Source organism: Streptococcus sp. UBA3373, from assembly GCF_002360305.1.
Taxonomy (GTDB): domain Bacteria; phylum Bacillota; class Bacilli; order Lactobacillales; family Streptococcaceae; genus Streptococcus; species Streptococcus alactolyticus.
On record NZ_DEQF01000019.1, the window covers coordinates 10,812 to 23,156 of the forward strand.

Genomic DNA, 12,345 nt, shown 5'->3' on the forward strand with positions numbered 1-12,345 from the left:
GTTCTTATCCAAGAATTGATTCATAACATTGCCCAAGAACACGGTGGTATTTCAGTATTTACCGGTGTTGGGGAACGTACACGTGAAGGGAATGACCTTTACTGGGAAATGAAAGAATCTGGCGTTATTGAAAAAACAGCCATGGTCTTTGGTCAAATGAATGAACCACCTGGAGCACGTATGCGTGTAGCCCTTACTGGTTTGACTATCGCTGAATACTTCCGTGATGTTGAAGGCCAAGACGTGCTTCTTTTCATTGACAATATCTTCCGTTTCACCCAAGCCGGTTCAGAAGTATCTGCCCTTCTTGGACGTATGCCATCAGCCGTTGGTTACCAACCAACCTTGGCTACTGAAATGGGTCAATTGCAAGAACGTATCACATCTACGAAAAAAGGTTCTGTAACCTCTATTCAAGCCATCTACGTGCCAGCCGATGACTACACTGACCCAGCGCCAGCAACAGCATTCGCTCACTTGGATTCAACAACCAACCTTGAACGTAAGTTGACTCAAATGGGGATTTACCCAGCCGTTGACCCACTTGCTTCAAGTTCACGTGCGCTTGCACCAGAAATTGTTGGTCAAGAGCACTACGATGTTGCGACAGAAGTGCAACGTGTTCTTCAACGTTACCGTGAATTGCAAGACATCATTGCCATTCTTGGTATGGACGAATTGTCTGATGAAGAAAAAACATTGGTTGGACGTGCACGTCGTATTCAATTCTTCTTGTCACAAAACTTTAACGTTGCGGAACAATTTACAGGTATGCCTGGTTCATACGTTCCCGTAGCTGAAACAGTTCGTGGATTCAAGGAAATTTTGGAAGGTAAATACGATGATCTTCCAGAAGATGCTTTCCGTAACGTGGGTCCAATCGAGGATGTTGTTGAAAAAGCGAAAAAAATGAACTACTAATGAGGTGATGCCATGACATATATGACTGTTCAGGTGATAACACCCGATGGAATTCGCTATGATCACCATGCTAATTATATTTCAATAAAAACACCTGACGGTGAGATGGGGATTTTGCCAGACCATATCAACCTCATTGCCCCTTTGACAGTCCATGAAATGAAAATCCGTCGTACGGATGATGAAAATCACGTGGACTGGATTGCCATCAACGGTGGTGTTATCGAAGTCAAAGATAATCATGTCACTATTGTCGCTGATTCTGCTGAACGTGAACGCGATATTGACGTTAGCCGTGCCGAACGTGCTAAAATTCGTGCTGAACGTAGCTTGGAAAAAGCACAAAGTAACCATGATATCGATGAGGTGCGTCGTGCCCAAGTTGCTCTTCGTCGGGCATTGAACCGCATTAGCGTGGGAAATAATAAAAAGTAAGAGAAATCTTTACTTTAACCGGCTCTTTGTCAACTGTAGTGGGGTGATGAAAAGCTAACATCGAGAGAGAACCAATTGGTTTTCTCTTTTTTCTACGGTCTGCTAGTGTTAAATGTTTACCTTTTGGTGTATAATAGTCTTGCATCTCAGAGTCTTTCTAATTGTTGTTGTGGTGATTACAATTATATCTCTCTGAGATGTTTTTTGATACACTCAAGTGCTCAAGTGGCTAATTTCATTTTAGAACTTTCAAATATCTTGCTTTTTTAAAATCGCTGTTAGATAAACTGATTTTATGGTATAATGGAAATAATTAAAATTCGATTTTATTAATGGGATCGTTCGGAGCTGAAGTTCTGCTGTGGACGAATGGCGCGATTACGAAATCTTGTGAGAAAAAATGGTCCACGAGTTTTAGAGCTGTGTTGTTTCGAATGGTTCCAAAACATATAATTATGAGACTAACGAATTTCGGAAGTTTTAGAGCTGTGTTGTTAATTGAACGAGCGTATAAAAGCGCTTGTTTTTTTGTTTAGGAAAAATATAAAAGCACAATTGAAAACGATATCATAAACTTGTTTTTTATGTTACAATTAGGGTGGTTTAGGAACGATAAATATTTACTGATTGTAAGAGAGGGGATAAATGGATATGAGAAAAGTCTTTTTATGTTTGTTGGCCTTGTCTTGTGTGGGCTTATCAGCTTGTCATAAGTTCCAATCGCTTCAAACAAATTCCAAAACAACCGTATCTACTACTAGCCAAACGCAAAAAGCATCATCTAGCTCGACTTTCACCTCAACGTCCATCTCAGAAAGTAGCACTCAAACAGAGTTAAGTAGTTCTTCAACACAGTCAATTACTACAGAAACTGAAAGTTTTGATAATCAGACCACACCAAGTAGTAGTCAAGATGAGGCTTCGGTGTCTCAGCCGACTGGAATACAGTTAGAAGAACTAACTGTGGGAAATTACGCTTCTTTGGCTGGCACATGGACGACTGGAGATGGTTCGGATACCATCATTATCCAGCCTGATGGCTACAGTTACAATGCTAATTCTGGAGTTGGTTTTGTATCGCTTGTAGGTGGTTTACAATCTGTTAATGGCTATCCGTACATTTATTGTCAGTTTGAAGATGATAGTATTATGAGAATCAATGTTATTGTGTTGTTAGAAGCTGGGCGTGCAAGCGGCTCTTCAGATGCCAGTCGTGACCGTTTGTATTTTACCAGCAATCGTAGCAATGGCTATGAATTCGCGGATGATAGTTTGTGTTATTACAAGGTGGCAGACTAGAAGTGATTTAAAGGCTTAGATTTTTCAAACCCTACTTTTTATGGTAAAATAGAGAAGAATTTATTTAGATAGGTTGGATTGTTTACATGGAAAAAACATTCTTTATGATTAAGCCAGATGGTGTCAGACGTGGATTAGTCGGTGAAGTGTTGCATCGCATTGAAAGACGAGGATTCAAGATTGAAAAACTTGAAATGCGTATGGCTACTCCAGAGTTGTTAGAAAAACACTATGAAGATTTGGTTGACCGACCATTTTTCCCACAAATTGTTGATTTTATGACAAGTGGACCACTTATCATAGGTGTCTTGTCAGGGAACCAAGTGATTGGCTCATGGCGCACTATGATGGGAGCAACAAATCCTAAAGAAGCTCTTCCAGGAACAATCCGAGGCGACTACGCACAAGCCCCAGATGAAGGTGGCGCAACCTTCAACGTCGTTCACGGTTCAGATTCACCGGAATCAGCCGAACGCGAAATTTCTCTCTGGTTTGGCGAATAATGAAAGCAAGCACTTGAAAGTGTTTGCTTTTTTGTTTGCAAAAAGGTACAATGAAAGGGATTGCAAAAAAGTTAATAGAAGTCCTGGGTAAAGCGCTAAAAGTGGACAATGTTTAAAAAGTTTAAACAAACCAAATCTTTCTATCTACAAAATACGTATAGATGTTCTTGGCAATAGCTATTGTGTAAAAAAGAAGGAGATGAACTACGATTATATTTGAAAGGTAAACAAAAATAATTGGCAATTGGGGTTGCAATTTTTAAGTAGCTGTAAAACTTCATCAGTATCAAACAGCATCGTTGTTTGTGTTATGCACAAGCGGTAATTAACCAACTAGGTACGCTATTGATTTCAAGTATTGTGATACAGCGATGATGTTTATAAAAAATACAGAAAAACATTTATATCTTTTATCATTCACTGTCGAACGCATAGTATATAGCTAGAAAGCGTGGATATCATGAAAAAATGGCAGACAATCACAGCAATAGCTTTAACAATTTTTGCTCTCTATAGGAGGATTTGTGACTTACACTTATCTACGACCATCACATTACGGAGGTGGTATATTTACTGATGAAACTTCTCAATATACAACTTCTACTAGTGATACTATTTCTAGTACTACTGAAACCTCTCAATCTATAATTTCTACTAGTGAAACAGGGGGTGACGATGGTTATCATGAAGAAGCAGTAACTGAAACTGAAACCAATACAGCATCCAGTAACATTATTTATCTAACTGATGTTGTCGGACTTGGCACTGATCCTTCTATTTTCAAAGATGGTGGCTACTATATTGTGGCACCAGGAGGAGTGAGATCAGGATCAGAAATTGTATATTCAGTTTATAGATTGGAACGCGAAGGAACTATGGCCGATGGTAAACCAATTGTGGCAACTAAAGACTCTATTCTGACTGGTCCATACAATATTACAAAAGAATTTCTTTATTGGCTACGCTACTATGATCCTGACAATACACCAAATTCTAGCCTTGAAGAAAACTGGAATTACTTTGTTACGGAAAGAGAAGGATGAGATTGACACTATATTAATAGTGTGATAAAAATGATGAGGGCTGAGTTTTTGTGTTCTCAAGATTTAAGTAGCCGTAAACAAAAACACTACAGTGTATGCTTTAGCAATTGATTTAAATAGCTGCAAACTTTTAATAAAACGCTTATTTAGCTAAGGTTTTAAAAAGCGCCTAGCTTAACTCTAAGTACAGCAAATCAATAAGATAGGTGGGACTGTCGGAGCTCCCACATTTATCGACCGGCTAATAAAGCGGTGTGTTGTTGACAGATTCTTAACCTCTATTTTCTTGTATGATATTTTAAAATACTCTATCGTCAAATATTTTTCCTTGTATAGCTAGTTTTCAGATATCTAACTCACCTAACTATAACCACGTTTACTTTCTTGAAAATAAATCAAAAACAGGTGTGATGCTATTTTCTATGCGGGTGTTTGTCGCATGATAGGCTTTGCTTTTTAGGTCTTAACAACTTTCTATGGCGACGTTTTTGGTAATTTGGTATAATAGGAGCAGTGACTAATATTATAGGATTTTAAAATGGATATTCAAGAATTAAAAAAACGTCAAGAGAAGATTCGTAATTTCTCTATTATTGCACATATTGACCATGGGAAGTCGACTTTGGCGGACCGTATTTTGGAAAAGACTGAAACGGTTTCGAGTCGTGAAATGCAGGCACAACTGCTAGATAGCATGGATTTGGAGCGTGAGCGTGGTATCACGATTAAGCTTAATGCGATTGAGTTGAACTATACAGCTAAAGATGGCGAAACTTATATTTTTCACTTGATTGACACGCCAGGACACGTTGACTTTTCTTATGAGGTATCGCGTTCACTTGCTGCGTGTGAGGGGGCTATTTTGGTTGTGGATGCTGCTCAAGGTATCGAGGCGCAAACCCTCGCCAATGTTTACTTAGCTCTTGATAATGATTTGGAAATTTTGCCGGTTATCAACAAAATTGATTTGCCAGCAGCGGACCCAGAGCGTGTGCGTCAAGAAATTGAAGATGTGATTGGATTAGATGCTTCAGAGGCCGTTTTGGCATCGGCTAAAGCGGGAATTGGGATTGAGGAAATCCTCGAGCAAATCGTGGAATACGTTCCAGCTCCATCAGGAGATGTGGAGGCACCACTACAAGCTTTAATTTTTGACTCGGTTTATGACGCTTACCGTGGTGTTATTTTGCAGGTGCGTATTGTCAACGGTATGGTTAAACCTGGTGACAAAATTCAATTGATGTCAAACGGAAAAACCTTTGACGTTACTGAAGTTGGTATTTTCACTCCAAAAGCTATTGGACGTGATTTCCTAGCAACAGGTGACGTTGGTTATATAGCGGCTTCTATCAAGACCGTTGCAGACACGCGCGTTGGGGATACTATTACCTTAGCTGATAATCCAGCAGATAACCCGCTTCATGGCTATAAACAAATGAACCCAATGGTGTTTGCAGGGCTTTATCCGATTGAGTCAAACAAGTACAATGACTTGCGTGAAGCCCTTGAAAAACTGCAATTAAATGATGCCAGTCTTCAATTTGAACCTGAAACCTCACAAGCTCTGGGTTTTGGTTTCCGTTGTGGTTTCCTTGGTTTGTTGCACATGGATGTTATTCAAGAACGTTTGGAACGTGAGTTTAACATTGATTTGATTATGACAGCGCCGTCCGTTGTTTATCATGTCAATACGACAGACGGGGATATGCTTGAAGTGTCAAATCCATCAGAATTCCCAGAACCAACCAAAGTAGCCAGCATCGAGGAGCCTTATGTAAAAGCTCAAATCATGGTGCCACAAGAATTCGTTGGAGCTGTTATGGAATTGGCTCAGCGCAAACGTGGTGATTTTGTGACCATGGACTACATTGATGATAATCGGGTTAATGTCATTTATCATATTCCACTTGCCGAAATTGTTTTTGATTTCTTTGATAAATTGAAATCATCAACACGTGGCTATGCGAGCTTCGATTACGAAATTTCAGATTACCGTAAATCAAAACTGGTGAAAATGGATATCTTGCTTAATGGTGATAAGGTCGATGCCCTTAGCTTTATCGTGCACAACGAATTTGCCTATGAGCGTGGTAAATTGATTGTCGAAAAATTGAAGAAAATCATTCCACGTCAACAATTTGAAGTACCAATTCAAGCGGCTATCGGTCATAAAATCGTGGCCCGTTCGGATATCAAAGCTCTTCGTAAAAACGTGTTGGCAAAATGTTACGGTGGTGACGTCTCGCGTAAACGGAAATTACTTGAAAAACAAAAAGCTGGTAAGAAACGCATGAAGGCGATTGGTTCTGTGGAAGTTCCACAAGAAGCTTTCTTGTCTGTCTTGTCAATGGACGATGACAACAGTAAAAACTAATCTTATCAGAACACCTCGTATTTAGTTGCGCTCGGATGTGTTTCTGAGCGCTTTTTAGGTACAGAAACTTAGTCAATCATTCAAATTTTTATCTATTTTTGGTAAAATAAATCTAAATGTATCTTGGGAGAACGGCATGAAATTATTAATCAATGTATCGCAATTAAAGGGAACGGTGAGAGTTCCAGGAGATAAATCAATCAGTCATCGCTCGATTATGTTTGGTAGCCTTGCCAAAGGTCAAACGACGATTCATGATATTTTACGTGGGGAAGATGTTCTATCAACTATGCAAGCTTTTCGTGATTTAGGTGTTGACATTCAAGATGACGGTGACCGTGTGACCATTACAGGTGTAGGTTTTGACGGGCTAAAGGCACCTCAAAAATCTTTGGATATGGGCAATTCTGGAACGTCTATTCGCTTGATTTCTGGAGTTTTAGCAGGGCAAGACTTTAGCATTGAGATGTTTGGGGACGACAGTTTGTCAAAACGTCCAATGGACCGTGTGACTATTCCCCTTCGTCAAATGGGGGTTGAGGTTTCAGGACAGACAGAACGTGATTTGCCACCATTGACTATGCATGGTAATAAAAAATTGAAACCAATTCACTATCAATTGCCTGTGGCATCTGCTCAGGTCAAATCAGCCCTTATTTTCGCAGCTTTGCAGGCTGACGGTGAATCCGTTATCATCGAAAAAGAACACACGCGCAACCACACAGAAGACATGATTGTTCAATTCGGTGGCTCAATTGATGTCAATGGTAAGGAAATCCGTATCACTGGCGGGCAAGAATTGCTTGGACAAGAAGTGGTGGTGCCAGGTGATATTTCCTCAGCAGCCTTTTGGTTGGTTGCAGGGCTCATTGTTCCAAATGCGAAAATAAGGCTTGAAAACGTTGGTATCAATGAAACACGCACGGGCATTCTTGATGTGATTGAAGCCATGGGCGGTCAACTAAGCCTGTCAGATGTGGACGATATTGCCAAATCAGCGACAATCACGGTAGAAACTTCCGACCTTCACGGGACAGAAATCGGTGGCGAAATCATTCCACGTTTGATTGATGAGTTGCCAATTATTGCCCTTTTGGCGACCCAAGCCGAGGGAAGAACTGTGATTCGCGATGCGGAAGAATTGAAAGTGAAAGAAACTGACCGTATTCAAGTGGTTGCGGATGCCTTGAATGCTATGGGCGCCAATATTACGCCAACAGATGACGGTATGATTATCGAAGGCAAAACGCCGCTTCATGGTGCAAGCATCAATACTTTTGGGGACCACCGCATCGGCATGATGACGGCAATTGCGGCTCTTTTGGTAGCAGATGGTGAGGTCGAACTGGACCGTTCAGAAGCCATCAACACTAGCTACCCAAGCTTCTTCAAAGATTTGGAGTTACTGACACATGGCTAGAATTATTATCGGTTTTATGGGCTCAGGCAAAACAACCATTTCTTCTTTGTTAGATGAGGATTACGTTGATATGGATGCAGTGATTGTAGAGCGCATCGGAATGCCTATTGCAGATTTTTTTGAAAAAGAAGGCGAAGCCCGTTTTCGTGAGATTGAATCACAAGTTTTGGCAGAATTGATAGCGTCTGACCGAGTGATTGCAACAGGTGGTGGCATTGTAACCAGTGCGGCTAACCGAGCACTTTTGGCAGAAAATCCTGAAACCATTTACTTGAAAGCAGATTTTGACACGCTCTATAATCGTATCCAAAAAGACACTAAAAATGTGCGTCCGCTATTTGTCAATAATAGCAAAGAAGACTTCAAGGCGATTTTTGATGGGCGCCAAGACTTGTACGAATCAGTTGCCAACCGTATTATTGAAGTAGCTGGTAAAACGCCCAAAGACATTATTGAGGAAATCGGATGAAAGTTGGTTACCTAGGACCAAGCGGTTCGTTTACACACAATGTTGCGGTCAAAGCCTTTCCAAAAGCTGACCGTATCCCTTTTGCAAATATCACCGAAGTCATTAAATCTTATGAGGAAGGCTTGGTGGATTATGCCATTATCCCCGTTGAAAATTCGATTGAAGGCTCGGTGTATGAAACCCTAGATTACTTGTTTCATCAAACGGATATTAGTGCCATTGCAGAAGTGATTCAACCCATTAAGCAACAATTATTAGCAACGGCACAGGATAAGCCTGTCGGGAAAATCTTCTCACATCCGCAAGCCATTGCCCAAGGGAAAAAATACATCAAAAGCCATTACCCCCATGCACAAATTGAAGTGACTGCTAGCACGGCTTACGCTGCGCGTTTTATCGCAGAACACCCAGACAAACCTTACGCAGCTATTGCTCCCATGGCAGCAGCTAAAGAATATGATTTGGAAATCATCGGCAAGGACATTCAGGAAATAGATGAAAATTACACGCGTTTTTGGGTGCTAGGGCATGAACCTTATGTCTTTGATCTGATCAAAGACACGCAAAAAATATCCTTGGCATTAACTCTTCCTGACAATCTCCCTGGAGCTCTCTACAAAGCCTTGTCTGTTTTTGCTTGGCGGGGCCTTGATTTGACTAAAATTGAAAGCCGTCCTTTGAAAACGGCATTGGGGGAGTATTTTTTCATCGTTGATGTGGATAATAGCAATCATGATTTGGTGACTTTTGCCTTAGAAGAATTGCGTGTTTTAGGTATTACTTACAATGTTATGGGGATGTATGACGTCTATTGTTTATGATTAGAAAGTGAAGGACTGGTATGATAAAATGGTAGAAAATCGTTTAAGTCGCCACGAGGAATTGCGGTATCAATACCTGTTACGAAATCTTGAATATTTAAGCGAGCGTGAGAAGCAGGAGTTTGATTACCTTTATCAAAAAAAATTAGCGAGCATCTCTAGTCCCTCCCATTATACCCAACCAGCTGCGCCTCAGGACCCACGTCCTATTTATCAGGAGGTTAATGATCAAGCTTATGATGGCTACGATGACTATGCGAATTGGGAAGATGAGAAGCAATGGACCGCACCAGGACTTCCCAAATATCCAGACGAAGCCCCTCCCAAGCGTTCTAAAAAAGCCAAACGTGCCTGCCGTTTTGCAGATGTGTCTGGAGAAAGACCAAAAAAGAAGAAACGGCACTTCTTTAAACGCTTGATGAAATGGCTAGCTTTGCTTGTGGTGGCAACCATGGCTGGCATGATTTATATGTTTTTCAAGGGAGTGCGTGATGTATCAGAGGGCAATACCAATTACACCCCTGGCGTGACGGAAACGTTTCACGGTGAAAATAGTCCTGACGGCACCAATATTTTGATTTTGGGAAGTGACCAGCGGGTGACCCAAGGCTCGTCTGATGCCAGAACCGATACCATTATGGTGATGAATATCGGAAATAGCGATGACAAAATTAAATTAGTGAGCTTCATGCGTGATATCTTGGTTAATATTCCGGGTGTTAGCTACAATGATTACACTAATGACCAAAAGCTAAATGTCGCCTTTAATATTGGTGAGCAAGATCACAATCAAGGAGCTGAGCTTATGCGCCAAACCTTGAAGGATAATTTTGGCATCAACATCAAATATTACGTGATGGTTGATTTTGAAACGTTCGCAGAAGCCATCAACACGCTATTCCCAAATGGGGTTGAAATAGATGCCAAATTTGGTACTGTAGATGGTCAAGAAGTAACTTCCGTCGAAGTTCCTGATGACCTCAATATGCAGCCTGACGGTAGCGTTCCTAGCCAAACCATTAACGTTGGTAAACAACGCATGGATGGTCGTACCTTGCTCAATTACGCACGTTTTCGTAAGGACGATAATGGGGACTATGGCCGTACCCAACGTCAACAACAAGTGATTACCGCCATTATCAATCAAGTCAAGGACCCCGCCAAACTTTTTACAGGGTCTGCGGCTATCGGTAAAATCTATGCCCTTACCTCAACCAATATCTCTTATCCATTTTTCCTCAAGGAAGGCTTGTCTGTCATCACCAGCGGTCAAAAAGGCATTGAGCAAGTCACCATTCCAGCAGAAGGGGATTGGACAGACGAGTATGATATGTATGGAGGTCTAGGCATTGCCATTGATTTTGATAAATATCAACGAGAACTAAAAGAATTGGGATTGCGTGAATAGCGTTATGTTATAATAGAGGGACAGTGATGTTTCTCTATTTTTTGAGGAAGTAGAAAGGATATTATGTTAGAAAAAAATAGCATTGTAGAGGTTGAGATCACAGATTTATCGCACGAAGGAGCAGGGGTGGCCAAGTTTGATGGCTTCGTCTTTTTCGTTGAAAATGCTCTTCCTGGTGAAACCATCAAGATGCGTGTCTTGAAAGTTAAGAAAAATATTGGATTTGGTAAGGTTGAAGAATACCTAACCCTCTCGCCTTACCGTAATCAAGATGTCAATGTGGATTATTTGCGAACAGGAATTGCAGATTTTGGACATTTGGCTTACTCAGAGCAACTCAAATTCAAACGCAAACAAGTCGTGGATAATCTGTATAAAACAGCTGGTATTTCAGATGTTGAAGTCGCAGAAACTATGGGAATGGCGCATCCTTATGCTTATCGCAATAAGGCCCAAGTGCCTGTTCGTCGTGTCAACGGTCAGCTAGAAACTGGCTTTTTCCGCAAACATTCTCATGATCTGATGCCTATTACTGATTTTTACATTCAAAACAAAGAAATCGATCGCTTGATTTTATTTACCCGTGATTTGCTGCGTCAATTTGATATTAAACCGTATGATGAAAAAGCTCAAACTGGCTTGATTCGCAATCTCGTGGTTCGTCGTGGTCATTACTCAGGTGAAATGATGCTGGTTTTTGTTACAACACGCCCTAAAATATTCCGTATTGAGCAAATCATCGCTAAAATCGTAGCAGCCTTTCCAGCGGTGAAATCCATTATTCAAAATATTAATGACAAAAACACCAATGCTATTTTCGGTCAGGAATTTAGAACGCTTTACGGAAAAGACACAATTGTAGATACTATGCTGGGTAATCAGTACGAAATTTCAGCACGTTCTTTCTATCAAGTTAATACTGAAATGGCAGAGAAACTTTACCAGACCGCTATTGATTTTTCAGATTTAACACCAGAAGACATTGTCATTGATGCCTATTCAGGTATTGGAACCATTGGGCTTTCATTTGCCAAAAAAGTCAAAGCTGTCTATGGGGTCGAAGTGATTGAAGAAGCTGTCGCCGATGCCAAACGCAATGCTGCCCTAAATAGCATCACCAATACCCATTATGTGGCGGACTCAGCCGAGCACGCTATGGAAACTTGGATCAAAGAAGGTATTAAACCAAGCGTAATTTTGGTGGATCCACCACGCAAAGGCTTAATTGAAAATTTCATCAAAGCAAGCGTCGCCATGCAACCAGACAAAATCACCTACATTTCATGTAACCCAGCTACCATGGCGCGTGACATCAAACACTACCAAGAGTTAGGCTACAAACTCCAAAAAGTTCAACCCGTCGATTTATTCCCAAATACCCATCACGTGGAGTGCGTAGTGTTGCTACAACGAAGCAACGGGTGAAAATCCTTTATTTTAAGCATTTTTTCAAACATTTTGTCTTTATTGAAAAGAGTGATTTTAACATAAAAAAGGTTCAAAAAAGTACATTGATGTGAACGTCTGTTTGGATGTCGACTGCGTAGACAAAAAATAGATACGTCATAAAATATAATGGTTCAGCGAGAACATTTTAATAAGTGTTCTCGTTTTTTTTTATCTGGCTCATTGTCAACTGTAGTGGGTTGATG

11 protein-coding genes are annotated in these 12,345 nt (G+C 40.7%); all 11 read left to right on the plus strand.

Going from position 1 to position 12,345, the window contains the following annotated elements:
• Positions 1-921: F0F1 ATP synthase subunit beta (atpD, locus tag B3R79_RS03140; RefSeq protein ID WP_293693700.1), on the plus strand; the 921-nt coding region annotated here is incomplete at its 5' end.
• A 12-nt stretch (positions 922-933) separates the two neighbouring features.
• Entirely contained in the window at positions 934-1,356 is a 423-nt protein-coding gene (locus tag B3R79_RS03145; protein WP_168260951.1) for a F0F1 ATP synthase subunit epsilon, read from the plus strand.
• Between the two features lie 645 nt (positions 1,357-2,001).
• Positions 2,002-2,655, plus strand: coding sequence for a hypothetical protein (locus B3R79_RS03150; protein WP_293693703.1), 654 nt, complete (start codon positions 2,002-2,004; stop codon positions 2,653-2,655).
• A gap of 86 nt (positions 2,656-2,741) precedes the next feature.
• Positions 2,742-3,158 (plus strand): nucleoside-diphosphate kinase, encoded by a 417-nt coding sequence (gene ndk / locus B3R79_RS03155; RefSeq protein ID WP_293693705.1) that lies wholly within the window; start codon positions 2,742-2,744, stop codon positions 3,156-3,158.
• Between the two features lie 524 nt (positions 3,159-3,682).
• Entirely contained in the window at positions 3,683-4,201 is a 519-nt protein-coding gene (locus B3R79_RS03160) for a hypothetical protein (RefSeq protein WP_293693707.1), read from the plus strand.
• Between the two features lie 538 nt (positions 4,202-4,739).
• On the plus strand, positions 4,740-6,575 hold the full coding sequence (gene lepA / locus B3R79_RS03165) for a translation elongation factor 4 (RefSeq protein ID WP_154455250.1): 1,836 nt from the start codon (positions 4,740-4,742) through the stop codon (positions 6,573-6,575).
• 136 nt (positions 6,576-6,711) lie between these two features.
• Positions 6,712-7,995 carry a 3-phosphoshikimate 1-carboxyvinyltransferase gene (aroA, locus tag B3R79_RS03170; protein WP_168260948.1) on the plus strand — a complete coding sequence of 428 codons (1,284 nt, stop codon included), beginning with the start codon at positions 6,712-6,714 and terminating at the stop codon, positions 7,993-7,995.
• Entirely contained in the window at positions 7,988-8,464 is a 477-nt protein-coding gene (locus B3R79_RS03175) for a shikimate kinase (RefSeq protein ID WP_168260947.1), read from the plus strand. The genes aroA and B3R79_RS03175 overlap by 8 nt, the downstream gene beginning before the upstream one ends.
• Complete coding sequence (pheA, locus tag B3R79_RS03180) at positions 8,461-9,285, plus strand: prephenate dehydratase (protein WP_293693710.1); 825 nt, start codon at positions 8,461-8,463, stop codon at positions 9,283-9,285. Before B3R79_RS03175 ends, pheA begins: the two co-directional genes overlap by 4 nt.
• Before the next feature lie 28 nt (positions 9,286-9,313).
• A complete protein-coding gene (locus tag B3R79_RS03185; protein WP_293693712.1) occupies positions 9,314-10,693 on the plus strand; it encodes an LCP family protein in 1,380 nt (459 codons plus the stop codon).
• Positions 10,694-10,756: 63 nt separating this feature from the next.
• On the plus strand, positions 10,757-12,118 hold the full coding sequence (gene rlmD, locus B3R79_RS03190; protein ID WP_168260944.1) for a 23S rRNA (uracil(1939)-C(5))-methyltransferase RlmD: 1,362 nt from the start codon (positions 10,757-10,759) through the stop codon (positions 12,116-12,118).
• The last annotated feature ends 227 nt before the right edge of the window (positions 12,119-12,345 follow it).